The sequence below is a fragment of the Sporosarcina psychrophila genome (assembly GCF_001590685.1).
Classification (GTDB): domain Bacteria; phylum Bacillota; class Bacilli; order Bacillales_A; family Planococcaceae; genus Sporosarcina; species Sporosarcina psychrophila.
This window is the reverse complement of sequence record NZ_CP014616.1, coordinates 2,343,311-2,359,904: the sequence shown is the minus strand read 5'-3', so window position 1 is coordinate 2,359,904 and position 16,594 is coordinate 2,343,311. Positions and strand designations below refer to the sequence as shown.

The window sequence follows — 16,594 nt, the reverse complement described above, 5'->3', positions numbered from 1 at the left end:
AACCCCACTTGATTAAGTGGATAAATTCTGCTAAAAAGCTTATAATTAAAGAGTATAGAAAGGAGTCGTTTAGTGTGAAGGAAATTCAATTCAATTCTCCTGAGTTTAACCGCGTATTGAAAAATATGCAGCTTGAAAACTTACATTTAAGTCATTCGCTGCAACAAAAAGCTCTTGAAATTGTCAATTCGGGTATTCCAGTAACGCCTGCTTTGATTAAGGAAGCTTTGGCAAATGGCGAAATACAATGAATTTGAAAATGATGATTATCTTTTAACGACAAATTTGTTAGGTATGACAAATTTTGCTGAGCTTGAGCAGGCTGAGGCGTTTACTTTCTCGATTCGTGCAACTCAAATTGAACAAGGTGCATACAACATCATGGCTTTTTCACTCACCAATTTTGTCGGACTTCACCGCCATCTATTCCAAGACATTTACTCGTTTGCAGGACAATTCCGAGATGTGCAATTGATGAAAGGTAATACGCGTTTTTGCCAAGTACAATATATGGAGGCATACGCGTCTAGTTTATTCACTCAATTAGACAATGAACCTGACTGGGATACTCTAGAGTATGCAGTTAAAAGGTTGGCTTATTTCAAATCAGAGCTGAATATGCTACATCCATTTCGTGAAGGCAATGGTCGAACAATTCGTATTTTCCTAGAAGCCTTTGCGAAGTCCAAAAGATTTCTATGGACATATGACAAAATCGATCGTGACGAATACATGCGAGCTATGATACGTGCAGTAACAAGTGAAGATTTCCTTGAAAAGTTATTGCTAGATACATTAAAACCCATAGATTAAATGCCGACGAACTTCCAAAATGGAAAGTTCGTTTTTTACATTATGTATAGAAAAAACCGCAAAAAGTTAAATACTTTTTGCGGCGATTTGTTTGGGTTGTTCTAATATGATATTTCTTTTTTTCATCTGAACAAAGAAAATTGCTGTCATGCTTAAACTGATTAATCCGAAAATGATAACCATTGATTGCAATCCGATAATATCGAGAAATGCACCTGCTGTTAGTAAAACGACCTGGAACATAACCCGTTCTAACATATTGCGGAACGAGAAGAATCGGCCATGGTACTCTTTTGGCATCTGTTTCTGAAATATAACCATTGCTGTTGGGAAAAAACAACCTAAGGCAAATCCAAGTACGGCAAAAGCACTTAACGTAATTACTATACTGTCTGCAAAAAAGAGCATGAATTCTGCTACTGCTACCATCGTTGCAAAGGAAAATAAGATTGTCGTCGTGCGCCATTTTTTAGAAATATACTTCACGGCAAATGTTCCGACCATGAATGCTACCCCTTCAAATGTATAAATAAGTCCTTTAATCGATGCAGAATCCTGGATTTCACTAATATTAATGACAATTAGATTGAATGATCCGATGAAAAGCAATGGAATAAGCGTCATAATGAGTGTCATGCCGACAGCAGGATATGCTTTCAACACAGGAAAAACTTCCATGAATCCACCCTTGTTACCCACCGATTTCACTTTGGCCTCTCTTCCCTCTCCCTCATCGATGCGCAACATCATTGTAAATAGTAGTAGGGCCCCGTAAGCAATCATAGATATCCAGTAGAGCGACATAAGCGACCAGTAGACGAGCATAATGCCCGCTAAGGCCGTGCCAAGCACACGTGAGATCGTAGCAACGTTCATATGCCACCCATTCATCGTCAGCAAATCATCATCTTTGACGACAAGCGGAATGGTTGCCTGCAGTGCAGGGAAGTAAAAGGTAGCAGATAGTTGAATGCTAACCATGAATGCAACCATCCACCAAACAGATCCGGTTGATATAGCAATCAGCATAAAGATAACACTGAGCATACGCCCTGCGCCTGATATAAGAAGTACGGTTTTTTTCTTTGATTGGTCTATGATTTTCCCTGCTAGCGGTCCCGCAATAATTCCCGCAAGAAGTCCTGCTGACATTATTAGTGCTTTAACGAAATCGGAAGGGATTTTTTCTTGCATAAACTCGAGATTTCCGATTATTCCCGTCCATAATCCTAAGCCTGCAATCATTCCCCCCGTTAATATTATCCAAATGTTTCTATTTTTCCACATACCCTATCCCCGTTCTATTATTAATAATTACTCAAAAAGTTCACACTTTTATAGGGTGTGCCATATTCTATATAGGTTGAAGAATTGAATGCGGTATATAAACTAGCGTAAGCGCCTGACAGTGGTAGCCGAAGCGTAATTCAATGAAATCAATCATTCAACCTATCTAGTACAAGTTCTCTTTTTGAACGTGCAATTTGTTTCGCTTATCGAACTATTATACGTTAGAAAAAATTAAAAGTCATGGGAAGATACTCCCATGACTTTTAAAGTTATTTATTCAATTTCAGCTTTTGGATCCTTGTAGATATGTGTTATGCTGCCATCTTTTTTCTCATCGACTAAACTACTACCGTTTGAATAGCGGTCAACTGGTCGCAATGATCCTGCTAAGATAGGGATTTTACTTCCCTTTTCCGTCGCTAAAACAATAATTTCATCATTTTTCACCATTAACGCCCCGCTAACACGATACGGATTTGACTTCAGTTCCTTCAGAACAACATTACCTCTTTGCGCTCTGGAAGCACTTTCGAGCTCTTTTAAGCCCATTCTTTTCACGCTGCCTCGCTGTGTCGCGATTAAGACGGAAGCCCCGTCATCTGAATTAATCTCCATAGCAACAAGCAGATCATCGTCCTTAAGGTTAATGCCACGTACACCGGCAGTCCTAATACCTGTTACTGATAACTCAGTAAGCGGGAAGCGTAGCGCATAGGCTTGCTGTGTGAAGAGGATAACATCTTCGTCCCCCCTAACGAGCCTTGCGTCAATCATTACATCATCCTTTTTCACGCCCATCGCTTTAAACAACCTTGAATAGCGCTGGACTTTAAAATCGGCAAGTTTTGATTGTTTGATTAGCCCATTTTGCGATGCTGTGACGATTAACGCTTCTTCATCGAAGTTTTCAAGGCCAATCGCTGCAACAATCGTTTCATTTTGCCCGAGTGGGATGATACTTGAGATATGTTGCCCAAGATCTTTCCATCTAATATCTGGCAACTCATGAATAGGCTGATAGAGATAGTTCCCTGCAGAAGTGAACAGCAAGAGATGATGCTGCGTGTTCATTGGCGCTTCTAATAGCGTATAATCGGATTCCTTCATTTCCTGTCCCGTGCCGTTTGAAGCGCTGTAAGAGCGGACGCTAGTGCGTTTCACATAGCCGTCTTTTGTGACGGATACAATAACTTCTTCACTTGGAACAAGGATATCAAGATCGACTTTAATTTCTTCGATTTTTTCCTCGATAACAGAGCGTCTTGGTTCTGCAAATTGTTTACGGATGTCAAGGAGCTCTTTTTTGATGACTGCAGAAAGTTTTTTATCACTTTTCAAAATTGCATCAAGCTGTTCAATCAGTTTTCGGAGTTCAGCATCTTCCTGCTGAAGTTCAGTAATATCCGTGTTCGTCAGTCTATAAAGCTGTAGCGAAACGATTGCTTCAGCTTGTATTTCGGAGAATTCGAATTTCGAGATGATATTATTTTTAGCATCACGTTTGTCTTTTGATGCGCGAATCGCTTTGATTACTTCATCCAAAATCGATAAAGCTTTCATAAGCCCTTCGACGATATGGAGTCGGTCTTGCGCTTTTTGGATATCGTATTGGGATCTACGTGTGACAACTTCTTTTTGATGGCCAATATAGGCATCAAGCAACATCGGCAGTGACATTAATGTCGGTCTGCGCCCAGAGATGGCAATCATGTTGAAGTTATACGTCACTTGCAGGTCTGTATTTTTAAGAAGATATTGCAAGATCGCATTACCGTCGACGTCTTTTTTTAGCTCTATGACAACACGGAGGCCAGTCCGGTCCGATTCGTCCCTGACATCTGCGATACCATCTAGTTTTCGATCATGACGAAGCTCATCCATCTTCCTCACCATATTTGCCTTGTTAACGTCATATGGGATTTCCGTCACAACGATTTGCGATTTACCGCCTTTTAAGGGTTCGATGAACGACTTCGATCTGATGATAAAGCGTCCTTTTCCGGTCTCGTAGGCTGTTTTAATACCGTTTGTTCCTTGGATAGTACCGCCAGTTGGAAAATCAGGTCCTTTGATAACTGTCATCAATTCATCGACCGTAACATCCGGTTTGTCCATCCGCATAAGGACCGCATCAAGTACTTCATGAAGCGCATGTGGCGGGATATCCGTCGCATATCCTGCAGAAATACCTGTTGAACCGTTGACGAGCAAGTTTGGATATCTTGCGGGTAAAACAGTTGGTTCAGGTTCAGTATCATCGAAGTTTGGTATGAAATCGACAGTATTTTTACCCAGGTCACGTAGCATTTGCCCTGCTATTGTGGAAAGGCGTGCTTCTGTATACCGCATTGCAGCAGCCGAATCTCCATCGACTGAACCGTTATTTCCTTGCATTTCCACTAACATATGACGCAGTTTCCAATCTTGGCTCATCCGTACCATTGCTTCGTAGACGGATGTGTCACCGTGTGGATGATAGTTCCCGATGACATTCCCGACTGTTTTTGCGGATTTCCGGAATGCTTTCTCATGTGTATTACCTTCGTGGAACATCGCATACAAAATACGCCGCTGAACGGGTTTTAAGCCATCGCGTGCGTCAGGCAATGCCCGGTCCTGGATGATGTACTTACTATATCGTCCAAACCGGTCACCGATCACTTCTTCCAGGGGAAGGTCTTGGTAGCTTTCTGATGGTGTCATTCAAAATCCCCCTCAACGTGCAAAAATTCGTTGTCTAAAATATTGTGCTCTTCCTGTGTACCGAAATCGACGTTCTCTTCAATCCAGCGTCGTCTTGGCTCTACTTTATCGCCCATTAGTGTCGTTACTCGACGTTCAACTGTAGCGCTGTCTTCAATCGTTACACGGATCAATGTACGTGTTTCAGGATCCATAGTCGTTTCCCATAACTGATCGGCATTCATTTCCCCAAGACCTTTGTAGCGTTGGAGCATATATCCTTTGCCGACTTTCTCTATCGCTTTATTAAGTTCTGTGCCTTCAGTCCATGCATATGCAAATTTTTCGCTCTTCCCTGTCCCTTTGAAAACTTTGTAAAGAGGAGGCAATGCAATATATACTTTTCCTGCTTCAATTAGCGGCTTCATGTAACGGTAGAAGAACGTCAACAACAGCACTTGAATATGTGCACCGTCCGTATCCGCATCCGTCATTATGATTACTTTATCATAAGCGATGTCTGCGACTTGGAAGTCTGATCCTACGCCGCCCCCGATTGCATGGATAATCATATTGATTTCTTCGTTTTTCATGATATCCTCGAGTTTTGCTTTTTCAGTATTGAGTACTTTCCCACGTAATGGAAGGATTGCCTGGAATACACGGTCCCGTCCTTGTTTTGCAGAGCCGCCGGCAGAGTCACCTTCGACCAGGTAGAGTTCGTTTTTCGCAGCATTCCTGGATTGCGCAGGTGTTAATTTACCCGATAGTAGTGTATCTGATCTTTTTCTCTTTTTACCTGAACGCGCATCTTCGCGCGCTTTTCGCGCCGCCTCACGTGCTTGATGCGCCCGAATTGCTTTACGTACGAGGGACGCACTTAAATCTGCATTTTCTTCAAGGAAATACAGAAGTTTTTGCGAAACGATTGAATCGGTTACGCCTCTTGCTTCACTTGTCCCGAGTTTGCCTTTCGTCTGTCCCTCAAACTGCAAAATTTCTTCCGGTATACGGACTGATACGATTGCCGCAATACCTTCACGGATATCCGCACCTTCAAGGTTTTTGTCTTTTTCTTTTAATAAACCCGCTTTTCTTGCATATTCATTAAATACACGTGTCATACCGGTTTTGGCACCGGTTTCATGTGTTCCACCGTCTTTTGTTCGAACGTTATTCACAAATGATAAAATCGTTTCTGAGTAACCATCACTAAATTGGAACGCAAATTCGACCTCTATGCCTTCTGATTCGCCTTCCAAGTAAGCTACCTCATGCAAAACGTCCTTCTCTTCATTCAGATAAGAGATGAAAGCTTCAATGCCAGTTTCGTATTGAAAGATTTCATGCTTGTCCGTTCCTTCTTCTTTTAGCTCGATTTTCAAGCCTTTTAACAGGAATGCAGACTCCCGTAAGCGTTCACTAATCGTTTCATAATGATATTTTAACGTAGAGAAGATCGTCGCATCCGGTTTGAAATGAATGAGCGTCCCTTTTTCACGTGTTGTTCCAATTTGTTCAAGTGTAGTGGCTGGCTTACCACCTTTTTCGAAGCGTTGACAGAACTTTTTGCCGTCACGAAAAATCGTGACTTCGAGTTTTTCTGACAATGCGTTTACGACAGATGCGCCAACGCCATGAAGTCCACCGCTTGTTTTGTATCCGCCTTGTCCGAACTTGCCGCCTGCGTGGAGAACGGTCAGGATTACCTCTGTCGTTGGTTTACCCGACTGGTGAATTCCTGTTGGCATCCCCCGCCCGTAGTCCCGCACACTGACGCTTCCGTCTTTATGAAGTGTAACGTCTACCTCATTACCAAATCCCGCTAGCGCCTCATCTACCGCATTATCTACAATCTCATAGACAAGGTGGTGAAGTCCACGGGAATCAGTTGACCCAATGTACATACCTGGTCTTTTTCGTACTGCATCGAGGCCTTCAAGTATTTGTATCGAATCATCATCATACGTATAATTATCTACGTTTTTCGTCAAAGTGCAACCTCCATCAAACAAATGTTCTCTATTATATAATCGTACTGCTTCCTTTAAAGCTTGTCAAATCAACGTTTTCGGAAGCTTGCTCAATTAATTGTATAGAAGATAGACTTTTATTGCAACGAAGACAGGAAATTGTTCGTCTCTCAAATCAGCTGTTAGGGGTACAAAAATCAGAAATTAGGCTATAACTGCTTAACTTGGTTCGCTCATTCTTCACATGAAGCCCATTGTCGCAACTTCACGGTTCTGCTAAACTAGGTCTATACATAGACAAACTAAAAAAGGAGTACGTCAATGGAACTTATCATACTTTTACTACTTGCTTATTTAATTGGCTCAATTCCTTCTGCACTCTGGGTTGGGAAACTTTTTTACAAGACCGACATCCGACAACATGGTAGCGGCAACCTAGGTGGTACGAATACCTTCCGTGTACTCGGCAAAACAGCGGGACTTACCGTAACTATTCTGGATATTTTAAAAGGTACTGCAGCTGCATTATTGCCGCTCTTGCCTATTTTCGACAGTGTTAGCGTCCACCCTCTTATTCCAGGACTTCTTGCAGTCGTCGGACATATGTATCCCGTCTTCGCCCATTTCAAAGGTGGCAAAGCTGTAGCGACATCCGGCGGTGTGTTGCTTGCCTATGAATGGCCTGTTTTCATCATTGTGCTCGCAACATTTTTCATCGCTTTAAAAGTAACGAAAATGGTGAGCTTATCATCAATGATCGTATCTGTCGTTGGATTTGTATACAGTATCTATTTTTACCTCCGAACAGGCGATATTTATTTGATGGTGATGATTGGTCTTTTCGGTGCCTTTATCTTCTATCGTCACCGGGAGAATATCGGTCGGATCAAAGCAGGAACCGAGCCAAAAGTGAAGTGGTTATAATACAATGGATGTAGCAACGGAAAGGCTGGTGTTTCCAATGAAGATTATTTTGTCGAAAGAAGCGCTTTTGTGGTTTAAAGAGGAGATGGAAGCTGAACCTGGTGATGCTATCCGCTTTTTTGCAAGATACGGTGGATCCAGTTCGATTCAGGCAGGCTTTTCACTTGGTGTAACGAAAGAGCAACCGGATGAAGTAGCCATTGAAACAGAGCATAATAGTGTTCGTTATTATATCGAAAGCCGAGACAAATGGTATTTCCTTGGTCATGACCTACATGTCAATGTGGATCCTAAACTGCATGAACTTATTTATTCATACGAAAAAGCGTGATGGCCATATGCCTCACGCTTTTCTTCATTTATTTATGAGTAGGTAAGGCTTTGCTGACAATAGACAATTATTAACTCCAAAAAACGTGAAACTGTTATACAACACACTCATTAAAGTAGATTGAACCGTTTTAATTGATTATGGAGTCCTTCTTTAAGTAAAATGTCTCGTTCGTGCTTACCAAACAAATCAAAATGAGGATAATCTTCCCTCATATCGATCCACTCCCGCTTCAATCCATATTGCTTGCCCCATTCGACAAGTTTGCTGATATCTGCGCAACCTGCTTTGGTTACTGTATTGCATCCTGGAAAGCGTTCATCAAGCCAGTAATGAGTTAAAAATGCCATTTCCCCTTCACTAACTGCTTTTTTCCAAGCTTGCAGTTCTACACGCTGTATCCCAAATGCCATTAGTCTTTACATCGCTTCACTTCTGTATATTTAGCATCCCAATCTGGCGCGATTTTCTTTAGGGAAACGGGACGAAATGAGCCTTTTCTCACGACGACATGTTCCGATTTTGCTGTTGCTGAAATTGTGCCGTCCTCATGGAGGATTTCATAGCCATAAGTTGTACGTAGCCTTCCGTGTGACTCTACCCACGTCCGTACAGTCGCTTTCTGTCCGTATTTCATCGCTGCCTTATATTGAATAGATAAGTCCGTCACCGGCGACAAGAAGCCATCTGCCTCCAGTTGCGCGTATGTATAGCCTAAGTCCTCAATCAACTTCGTACGTCCGATCTCCATCCATACTAAATAATTCGCGTGATAGACGATTCCCATCTGATCTGTCTCTGCATATCTGATTTCAATTTCTTTTTCACTGATAAACACTACCATCACCTCACTACCCATTATACAAAAGCCATGCTGAAAAAGCTGAACTGAAGTCTAAGCAGAAAAAAGGTGCCCGATTAAATCGGACACCTCTACCTATTAAAATTAGTTCGTTTTCATTTTATCACGAAGAACCATTTGCAGGATTCCGCCGTGACGGTAGTAGTCAACTTCAACTTCTGAGTCAAAGCGTGCTAGTACGTCGAATTCTTTGACAGAACCGTTTTTCGCAGTTGCTGTTACTTTCAGAATGTCGCGTGGTTTAACGCCTTCTGCGATATTAACGTTGATTTCTTCTTCACCAGTAAGGCCAAGTGTTTCAGCACTATCGCCTTTCATGAATTGAAGTGGAAGTACGCCCATCATAACAAGGTTTGAACGGTGAATACGCTCGTAGCTTTCAGCGATAACTGTTCTGATACCGAGAAGTGATGTACCTTTCGCAGCCCAGTCACGTGAAGAACCCATTCCGTAGTCTTTACCAGTGATGATTGCAAGACCCGTGCCTTCTTCTTGATACTTCATAGCAGCATCATAAATTGGCATAATCTCTTTTGTTGGCCAGTAAGTCGTGAATCCGCCTTCTGTGCCTTTCGCAATTTGGTTACGAATACGGATATTAGCGAATGTACCGCGCATCATTACTTCATGGTTACCACGGCGTGAACCGTACGAGTTGAAGAAACGAGGGCTTACGCCATTGTCGATCAAGTATTTACCAGCCGGTGTATCTTTACCGATTGCGCCTGCAGGTGAAATATGGTCCGTTGTGATTGAATCGCCAAATTTACCAATGACACGAAGCCCTGAAAGTGCTTGAATGTCAGCCGGTTCTTTTGCAAGTCCTTCGAAGAATGGTGGGTTTTGAATATACGTTGAGTTTTCATCGAAATCATACAATGAATCGTCTGTAGTTTCAATTGCATTCCATGCTTCGTTCTCAGTGAATACCCGTGCATATTCTTTACGGAATAACTCAGGAGTAACTGTTGATTTAACAACTGCTTGAATTTCTTCCGTAGTAGGCCAAATATCTTTGAAGAAGACATCAAAGCCTTCTTTGTCTTTACCAATTGGATCTTTTTCGAAGTCGATATCGACTGTTCCAGCAAGTGCATAAGCAACAACAAGTGGCGGTGAAGCCAAGTAGTTTGCTTTCACAAGTGGGTGAATACGTCCTTCAAAGTTACGGTTACCAGAAAGAACTGAAGACATTAGCATATCGTTGCCCATGATTGCTTTTTCAATTTCAGGAAGTAGCGGTCCAGAGTTACCGATACATGTAGTACAGCCGTATCCAACTGTGTTGAATCCGATTTGATCCAAGAACACATTAAGTCCTGAATCTTCCAGGTACCCTGTAACGACTTTTGAACCTGGTGCAAGTGATGTTTTCACGTAAGCTGGTGGTGTAAGTCCTTTTTCAACCGCTTTTTTCGCAACAAGTCCAGCACCCAACATAACATATGGGTTAGATGTGTTTGTACATGAAGTGATTGCAGCGATTGCAAGGTCACCTGTTTTAATTTCGACAGAACGTCCGTCTTCGAATTCGATTGTAGCTTTTTTCGTTAGCTCTTTAGGAGAGAATCCGAAACCTTGGTTCCCTTCAGGTGCAACAACTGCTTCGTTGAATGAGCTTTGCATTTCTGTAAGAGGAATCAAATCTTGTGGACGTTTCGGTCCAGCAAGGTTCGCTACAATACCAGTAAGGTCGATTTCGACAACATCAGTGTATGTTGGTTCTTCGTTTTCTACAGTGAAGAACATATCGTTCTCAACTAGGTATTGTTTAACTACTGCAATATCGCTATCTTCACGGCCAGTTAAACGCATGTAATCAAGTGCTTCTTCATCTACTGGGAAGAATCCGCATGTTGCACCGTATTCAGGCGCCATGTTCGCAATTGTTGCACGGTCTGCAAGTGGTAAGTGTGCAACACCTGGTCCGAAGAACTCAACGAATTTACCAACAACGCCATGTGCACGAAGTGTTTGTGTCACTTTCAGCGCTAGGTCAGTTGCTGTCGTTCCGTTTGGAAGCTGACCAACAAGTTTTACACCGATAACTTCTGGAATCGGGAAGTATGAAGGTTGTCCGAGCATGCCTGCTTCAGCTTCAATACCACCAACACCCCATCCAAGAACACCGATACCGTTGATCATCGTCGTGTGGGAGTCAGTTCCTACAAGTGTATCCGGGTATGTTTCGAATGTGCCATCTTCGTTTTCAACTGCATGGACAACATTTGCCAAGTACTCAAGGTTAACTTGGTGAACGATTCCTGTTGCAGGTGGTACTGCACGGTAGTTGTCATAAGCTTTTTGTGCCCAGCTTAGGAATTGGTAACGTTCTGCGTTACGCTCGAACTCAAGTTCCATGTTCAGGTTAAGCGCTTCTGCCGAACCATAACGGTCAACTTGTACAGAGTGGTCAATAACAAGATCAACTGGAATTTCAGGATTGATTTTATTAGGGTCGCCGCCCATTGCTGCCATTGCTGAACGAAGTGATGCAAGGTCAACAACAACAGGTACACCCGTGAAGTCTTGAAGGATAACGCGTGACGGTTTGAATGGTACTTCTGCATCCGCGTCCGCATCTTTCCCCCATTTCGCCAAGTTTTCGACATGATTGTCTTTGATGACATAGCCGTCGTGTTGACGTAGGACGGATTCAAGTAGCACTTTAATCGAGTAAGGTAGATTGGAAACTTTAGCGATACCGGCTTCTTCGAGTGCGGCAAGACGATAATAGTTATATGTCTTACCGTTCAGATCGAATGACGTACGGCTGTTGTGCAAATTGCTTTTTGCCATTATTGAATTCCTCCTTCTATCTGCTGAAAACTACTGAAAAGGCTATAAATAAGCGTCTTTTCTCTACTTCATCATATAATATCAACCCACATAAGTAAAATACATTAACTTTATAGTCTATCATAAGTTAATGTTATGACTCCCCTCCCTCTTAAGAACTCTTCATAATACGTAAGATAGTTTGCAAGTAATTTGTCATAAAAACGCGACAAGGATCATATTGCTGTCGGATATGTTCATGAACCATTTGAGATTTGGTGACAGTTTCCGCATTTGTTCATTCTTCAAATCGTTCACTTTTTCGAAATGTGGCCGCTCGTTGTATATCTCGATTAGCATGTATACCCATTCAATTTAGAGGCAAGCGTCCAATTCTTTGTACATAAGAAACGCGATGAACTCCGTTTCCTCTTCTTGCGTGGGACTGAGAAGAACATCATCATCAGTAGCGACTATGCATTCAATTGGGGGATGAACGCAAAATGGATGTGCATGCATGAAGTCATGAATTTCTTCGATGCAAGCTTCAAAAGTACGCTAGGGAATCGCATATTTCGTCTCTGTGAATTTGACGAGCTGCGGTGAAGGGAGCACTTAATAATACATACCCCTTTTTGGAGCGTTTGGAACACTTTTAGCAGAAATTAATGAAGTAGTCACTAAATTATGGCATGATGGAATGAAAAGGGGTGTTATAAAGTGAAGAAAGCGTTGTTAGTTATTGATTATACAATGGATTTCGTGGCTGAAGATGGTGCACTTACATGCGGAGAACCAGGAATTCACTTGGAAAAATATATCACCGAGTTAACGGGGAAATTTTTAGACGACAATCATTTCGTTGTGATGCCAGTTGATGTGCATGATTTAGACGATTTGTACCATCCTGAAACAAAACAATTTCCTCCACATAATATACGTGGGACTACCGGCAGGAATCTGTATGGTTCCCTTCAACAATTGTATGATGAGCGCAAAGAAGAAATCCTTTGGATGGACAAAACACGTTTCAGTGCATTTGCGGGCACAGATTTGGAGTTGCTTCTTCGAGCACGCAGAATTACCGAATTGCATCTGGTTGGTGTCTGTACGGATATTTGCATCCTTCATACAGCTGTCGATGCATACAACCGCGGATTTGATATTGTCGTCCACGAAAAAGGTGTTGCGAGCTTCGATCCTGCAGGTCATGCATGGGCACTTCGTCATTTTGAAAATACGCTAGGTGTTACTGTTGTCCGCTAACACTCTTGAAGTTTCGGTAATTTTTCCTTCAAGATGTTTAAAGGCATGTAATAAAGGTTATTGCAAAGACTATAGAGGAAATTTTAAATTACTAAAAAGGAGATGGACAGTATGAGTTTCATTTGGTTTTTGATTATTGGCGGGATTATCGGTTGGCTTGCAGGAATGATTTTGGGAAGAGATATCCCAGGTGGAATTATTGGTAACATTATCGCTGGTATTATTGGTGCATGGATTGGTGGAATGCTACTTGGGCAATGGGGTCCGAAAATTTCTGACTTCTATATTTTCCCTGCTTTCATTGGAGCGATTATCCTCGTGTTCATTGTGAGCTTTATTATGAAATCAATGCGTAAAGCTTCATAATTCCAATTAATAACGAAGTACAAAAGCGGAAACGCCTGCCACGTCTAGACGTGAAATATCGCCTTTCATAGGTGATCCCTAGGCCAAGAATTTTATAATTTACAAAGCAATAAAAAGATGGACCCCAATATACTGGCGGTCCATCTTTTTAATTTTATTTATTGGCTGCTTCCATGTCAACTCGTTGGACTTCGAATTCATTGAAAAATCGCAATACGTCCTGTACGTACTTTTCACTGCGGTTATAATTGAAAATAGCCTTTTCCAAGTCTCCATCTGCTGCGCCACTTTTTGAAAGATAGTTGGCGGCACTAAAAATTGCGTCTTCGATATCATATGGATCGGCTATGCCGTCACCATTCCCATCGACACCGTATCCGCCGTATTCTTTGATGATAGCGGGATTTGTCTTGTCTTTTTCAGGAATTTCGCCTTTTCCAAGACCGCTACATCCCGGGTAAGTCCAGCCGACAAATGTGCAAGGCATGAACTGCATATGTCCTTCTGCACCCACGGGTGAAAGAAGCGGATCCATCGTTGAAAACCGCGTTTCAATGCGGTGATGTGCTGCAAGGAGTGTCCACGGGATACCATAAACCTCCGCCGCCTCTTTATAGATAGGAATGTACTCTTCCGGAATTGACGTTGCAGTGTGACGTTCCCCTATGTCGAGCAATGCACTTGCAGATTTCCGAATTAGTTCTGGATTGTTCAAACCTGTCCAAATAATAGCTGTTAATATGAAGATAGTAACAGTAATCGGGATAAGCAGGATGATAAGCATTGCTTTCATTTTTATAGATAAGCCTTTACGTTTTTGTTTTTTCATCTTTCCACCCCGTTAGATCCAGTATTGCTTTTGTTTAGTTACGCACCTTCTTTACTAAGTGCTTTCATATCCTTGACGATTTCATCAAATGGTACATCTGTCATACCGTCATAGGTTTTGACGACTTCCCCTTTTTGATTGACAAGAGAAAAGTAAGTTGCGTGCATTACCTGATCCGAATCAGGTATATCAGCAACAAGCGTCTTGAAGGACTTCGCAGCGAAGTCAGTAATTTTCTCTTGTGTATACCCAGTCAGCATTTCCCATCTGCTTTGATCCAGGACGTCATACAAGTCAAGGTAATCTTGCATCGCTTCCGGTGTATCCACATCGGGATCAATACTGAATGATACGATTTTGTAATCTTCAATGCCTTCATCAATAAGTTTTTTGTCAAGGTCTGCCATGTTCATCATCATCGGCGGACATGCACTTGTACAAACAGTGAAAACAAATTGTGCCAGCCATACTTTCCCTTTCATATCATCCAATGAAACCTTTTCATTGTGCTGGTTTGTAAATTCAAACGGTTCAATTTTATAATTATGCTCCGCTTTGAACCCACCAGCAGAACACGCACTTAAAATAAGCACTACAAGTAATACATAAGGTAGTAAAAGTTTTTTTCTCATTTGTCTTCCTCCACTATCAATTGATACGTTCATCATATCGGAAGTAATGGCTTCAAACAAGCGAGGAGCTGATTGCTTCCATGACGAATCCGTGACTTATTTGTGAAGTTCACTTCATCTTTAAGGAAAAGAGTACATAGTATATATCGACAAGTTTCGTTTCGTTTCGGTGCAAGAGATAAAGTTAATCTTCAATCAGAGTGGGGGCTTCATCCCCCACTTATTCTTCTTGTGTCCTTGAAGACTTGAAATGGGGGTCTTACTGCCCTTTAATACGGGATAAAATGAAAAAAAGTGGAGAGTCATTTACCTCGAAAGCATCAGAATAAATTCCTCCAACCGCATTCTTAAATTTGCGGGTTGCCATGACTATCACCTTCTTTGTGTCCTTATATAGTCTGAAATTAAAGAAAGGAATACATTGTCCGTGTGTTTTTTTACAAAAGCTCTTATAATGGTGAATAGAATGGAAGAGGTGAAGACTGTTGCAGCAAGATCTATTTATGTGGTTCATCATTTTCTGGTGCGTTGTCCTCATAGGGCTATTCGGCATCGGCGGCTTTTTCATGTTCCGGAAATTTTTGAAAGTGTTCCCAAAAGCGGACGGAAAATCTACACTTGACTGGGAAGAGCATTATGTGGAGAGCTCTCTGCACCTTTGGAATGACGAGGCGAAACTTTTGTTGAATGAGCTAGTTGTCCCAGTACCGGAATTATTCCGCCCCGTAGCGAAGCAAAAAATCGCGGGTAAGATTGGCGAGATAGCACTTGAGGAAAATGCGAAGAAAATTGATTCCGATCTTATTGTCCGCGGATATATACAAGCAACGCCAAAACGGGACCATAAATTTTTGCGCAAGAAAATGGCCGAAATGAAGATTGATCTAACACCATATGAACATTTATTTTGATTGAACAAAAGTGGCTCAAAGGGCTTCTAAAATCTTTGAGTTTTAAATTATTCCCTGTGCGAGATTTCATTATTTTCTAAGGAACAAGTAAAAGGTGTCCGCATTTAATTGCGGACACCTTTTACTTGTTTACCTTCTTTTATTTTATTGTACTTGATAAGCATACCAATCCGCCAAGGGATAATCATGCCAAATGCAAGAATCCAGAACATGCCGCCCAGTTCCCCTACATCTATTGTATTACTTAGAAGCAGTTTCCCGACGAGCCGAACAATAAGAAGCCCAAGTAGAATAAATAGGAATGCTTTTGACCGTTTCATATAGATATCGTCATCTTTACGTTCGAAATTTGTCGTTTTTATCAAGATAATTGAGAACAGTATCCCAACAAGGAGGGCTTCTAGCACCTGGGACAGCGGCACCCGAAATTCTTCGAATATGAACATCAGCGCACCCGTCGACATAAAGAGGGGCGGCAAGATGATCTTCAGTGGGGTATCAGGTCTCTTCGCCGCTTTCGTCCTAACAATCAGCGCAATCAATCCCATAACTAGCGCAAGTACGGTTGAACCGATAATGAGGTAAACCGGGGGCACCTTTGTGAAAACTGTTTCAATTAGTTCGTTCATATTATTTCCCCCAAGCGATACTTCAATTCTTCTATTCGAATAAAACGTGCAAATCGCGCATACTCTTTCCCTTCATTGAACAGGAGGACAACTGGCGCTGTAAATAACGAAAGTTGTCCCGCTATTTCTGGCACTTCTGCCACATTCACTGTATAAAATGGAATTGGAAAGTCTACTTTAAGTGCTTTCACTTGTGGGTATAGTCCTTCACAGACTGAACAGTTATCGGTTTTCACGAAAAGGAGTAACGCGCTTTCTCTTTCAACGTATTCCATCCATTCACCGAATGATCCGATTTGCTTCATCGG

The 16,594-nt window shown here is 41.9% G+C and carries 18 protein-coding genes; 7 read left to right on the top strand and 11 right to left on the bottom strand.

Annotated elements, in window-relative coordinates; genetic code table 11:
- Window positions 1-74 precede the first annotated feature (74 nt).
- On the top strand, window positions 75-251 hold the full coding sequence (locus AZE41_RS11190) for a Zn-dependent hydrolase (protein WP_067209311.1): 177 nt from the start codon (window positions 75-77) through the stop codon (window positions 249-251).
- Window positions 235-813, top strand: coding sequence for a Fic/DOC family protein (locus AZE41_RS11185; protein WP_067209309.1), 579 nt, complete (start codon window positions 235-237; stop codon window positions 811-813). The genes AZE41_RS11190 and AZE41_RS11185 overlap by 17 nt, the downstream gene beginning before the upstream one ends.
- A gap of 66 nt (window positions 814-879) precedes the next feature.
- Here the strand turns inward: AZE41_RS11185 and AZE41_RS11180 are convergent, their stop codons facing one another.
- The 3 genes from AZE41_RS11180 to parE all read right to left on the bottom strand — a co-directional run bounded on the left by AZE41_RS11180 (window position 880) and on the right by parE (window position 6,779).
- Window positions 880-2,100: an MFS transporter gene (locus tag AZE41_RS11180; protein WP_067209307.1), complete on the bottom strand. Its 1,221-nt coding sequence runs from the start codon at window positions 2,098-2,100 to the stop codon at window positions 880-882.
- Window positions 2,101-2,376: 276 nt separating this feature from the next.
- The gene (parC, locus tag AZE41_RS11175; protein WP_067209305.1) at window positions 2,377-4,806 is read right to left on the bottom strand and encodes a DNA topoisomerase IV subunit A; all 2,430 of its coding nucleotides are present in this window, start codon (window positions 4,804-4,806) and stop codon (window positions 2,377-2,379) included.
- Window positions 4,803-6,779: a DNA topoisomerase IV subunit B gene (gene parE, locus AZE41_RS11170; protein ID WP_067209303.1), complete on the bottom strand. Its 1,977-nt coding sequence runs from the start codon at window positions 6,777-6,779 to the stop codon at window positions 4,803-4,805. The genes parC and parE overlap by 4 nt, the downstream gene beginning before the upstream one ends.
- Before the next feature lie 300 nt (window positions 6,780-7,079).
- Between parE and plsY the strand changes: the two genes are divergently transcribed.
- Both plsY and AZE41_RS11160 read left to right on the top strand, forming a co-directional pair.
- A complete protein-coding gene (gene plsY, locus AZE41_RS11165) occupies window positions 7,080-7,682 on the top strand; it encodes a glycerol-3-phosphate 1-O-acyltransferase PlsY (RefSeq protein ID WP_067209301.1) in 603 nt (200 codons plus the stop codon).
- A 37-nt stretch (window positions 7,683-7,719) separates the two neighbouring features.
- Complete coding sequence (locus AZE41_RS11160; protein ID WP_067213944.1) at window positions 7,720-8,013, top strand: HesB/YadR/YfhF family protein; 294 nt, start codon at window positions 7,720-7,722, stop codon at window positions 8,011-8,013.
- Between the two features lie 110 nt (window positions 8,014-8,123).
- Here the strand turns inward: AZE41_RS11160 and AZE41_RS11155 are convergent, their stop codons facing one another.
- The 4 genes from AZE41_RS11155 to AZE41_RS23675 form a co-directional block, all read right to left on the bottom strand.
- Entirely contained in the window at window positions 8,124-8,426 is a 303-nt protein-coding gene (locus tag AZE41_RS11155; RefSeq protein WP_067209298.1) for a hypothetical protein, read from the bottom strand.
- Window positions 8,426-8,851, bottom strand: a complete 426-nt coding sequence (locus AZE41_RS11150) for an acyl-CoA thioesterase (RefSeq protein WP_067209295.1) — start codon at window positions 8,849-8,851, stop codon at window positions 8,426-8,428. The genes AZE41_RS11155 and AZE41_RS11150 overlap by 1 nt, the downstream gene beginning before the upstream one ends.
- 108 nt (window positions 8,852-8,959) lie before the next feature.
- Window positions 8,960-11,674: an aconitate hydratase AcnA gene (gene acnA, locus AZE41_RS11145; RefSeq protein ID WP_067209291.1), complete on the bottom strand. Its 2,715-nt coding sequence runs from the start codon at window positions 11,672-11,674 to the stop codon at window positions 8,960-8,962.
- A 354-nt stretch (window positions 11,675-12,028) separates the two neighbouring features.
- Window positions 12,029-12,193, bottom strand: coding sequence for a D-arabinono-1,4-lactone oxidase (locus tag AZE41_RS23675; protein ID WP_354313179.1), 165 nt, complete (start codon window positions 12,191-12,193; stop codon window positions 12,029-12,031).
- A 180-nt stretch (window positions 12,194-12,373) separates the two neighbouring features.
- On the opposite strand from AZE41_RS23675, the gene AZE41_RS11140 reads away from it, so the two are divergent.
- Both AZE41_RS11140 and AZE41_RS11135 read left to right on the top strand, forming a co-directional pair.
- Window positions 12,374-12,919 carry a cysteine hydrolase family protein gene (locus AZE41_RS11140; RefSeq protein WP_067209288.1) on the top strand — a complete coding sequence of 182 codons (546 nt, stop codon included), beginning with the start codon at window positions 12,374-12,376 and terminating at the stop codon, window positions 12,917-12,919.
- A gap of 111 nt (window positions 12,920-13,030) precedes the next feature.
- Window positions 13,031-13,285: a GlsB/YeaQ/YmgE family stress response membrane protein gene (locus AZE41_RS11135; protein WP_067209287.1), complete on the top strand. Its 255-nt coding sequence runs from the start codon at window positions 13,031-13,033 to the stop codon at window positions 13,283-13,285.
- A 154-nt stretch (window positions 13,286-13,439) separates the two neighbouring features.
- On the opposite strand, the gene AZE41_RS11130 is transcribed toward AZE41_RS11135, so the two are convergent.
- Together AZE41_RS11130 and AZE41_RS11125 are read right to left on the bottom strand one after the other, a co-directional pair.
- Window positions 13,440-14,114 carry a lytic transglycosylase domain-containing protein gene (locus AZE41_RS11130; RefSeq protein ID WP_067209284.1) on the bottom strand — a complete coding sequence of 225 codons (675 nt, stop codon included), beginning with the start codon at window positions 14,112-14,114 and terminating at the stop codon, window positions 13,440-13,442.
- A gap of 38 nt (window positions 14,115-14,152) precedes the next feature.
- On the bottom strand, window positions 14,153-14,746 hold the full coding sequence (locus AZE41_RS11125; RefSeq protein ID WP_067209282.1) for an SCO family protein: 594 nt from the start codon (window positions 14,744-14,746) through the stop codon (window positions 14,153-14,155).
- 503 nt (window positions 14,747-15,249) lie between these two features.
- Between AZE41_RS11125 and AZE41_RS11120 the strand changes: the two genes are divergently transcribed.
- Entirely contained in the window at window positions 15,250-15,657 is a 408-nt protein-coding gene (locus AZE41_RS11120; protein ID WP_156476164.1) for a DUF2621 domain-containing protein, read from the top strand.
- A 104-nt stretch (window positions 15,658-15,761) separates the two neighbouring features.
- On the opposite strand, the gene AZE41_RS11115 is transcribed toward AZE41_RS11120, so the two are convergent.
- Window positions 15,762-16,286: a CcdC family protein gene (locus AZE41_RS11115; protein WP_067209278.1), complete on the bottom strand. Its 525-nt coding sequence runs from the start codon at window positions 16,284-16,286 to the stop codon at window positions 15,762-15,764.
- Entirely contained in the window at window positions 16,283-16,591 is a 309-nt protein-coding gene (locus tag AZE41_RS11110; RefSeq protein WP_067209275.1) for a thioredoxin family protein, read from the bottom strand. The genes AZE41_RS11115 and AZE41_RS11110 overlap by 4 nt, the downstream gene beginning before the upstream one ends.
- Between the last annotated feature and the right edge of the window lie 3 nt (window positions 16,592-16,594).

Excerpts from the sequence above, each read along its gene's own strand:
- AZE41_RS11185 (WP_067209309.1), top strand. The coding sequence starts at position 235 with ATGGCGAAATACAATGAATTTGAAAATGATGATTATCTTTTAACGACA.
- AZE41_RS11155 (WP_067209298.1), bottom strand. The coding sequence starts at position 8,426 with ATGGCATTTGGGATACAGCGTGTAGAACTGCAAGCTTGGAAAAAAGCA.
- parC (WP_067209305.1), bottom strand. The coding sequence starts at position 4,806 with ATGACACCATCAGAAAGCTACCAAGACCTTCCCCTGGAAGAAGTGATC.
- acnA (WP_067209291.1), bottom strand. The coding sequence starts at position 11,674 with ATGGCAAAAAGCAATTTGCACAACAGCCGTACGTCATTCGATCTGAAC.
- AZE41_RS11180 (WP_067209307.1), bottom strand. The coding sequence starts at position 2,100 with ATGTGGAAAAATAGAAACATTTGGATAATATTAACGGGGGGAATGATT.
- plsY (WP_067209301.1), top strand. The coding sequence starts at position 7,080 with ATGGAACTTATCATACTTTTACTACTTGCTTATTTAATTGGCTCAATT.
- AZE41_RS11125 (WP_067209282.1), bottom strand. The coding sequence starts at position 14,746 with ATGAGAAAAAAACTTTTACTACCTTATGTATTACTTGTAGTGCTTATT.
- AZE41_RS11135 (WP_067209287.1), top strand. The coding sequence starts at position 13,031 with ATGAGTTTCATTTGGTTTTTGATTATTGGCGGGATTATCGGTTGGCTT.
- AZE41_RS11160 (WP_067213944.1), top strand. The coding sequence starts at position 7,720 with ATGAAGATTATTTTGTCGAAAGAAGCGCTTTTGTGGTTTAAAGAGGAG.
- AZE41_RS11110 (WP_067209275.1), bottom strand. The coding sequence starts at position 16,591 with ATGAAGCAAATCGGATCATTCGGTGAATGGATGGAATACGTTGAAAGA.
- AZE41_RS11120 (WP_156476164.1), top strand. The coding sequence starts at position 15,250 with ATGTGGTTCATCATTTTCTGGTGCGTTGTCCTCATAGGGCTATTCGGC.
- AZE41_RS11115 (WP_067209278.1), bottom strand. The coding sequence starts at position 16,286 with ATGAACGAACTAATTGAAACAGTTTTCACAAAGGTGCCCCCGGTTTAC.
- AZE41_RS11130 (WP_067209284.1), bottom strand. The coding sequence starts at position 14,114 with ATGAAAAAACAAAAACGTAAAGGCTTATCTATAAAAATGAAAGCAATG.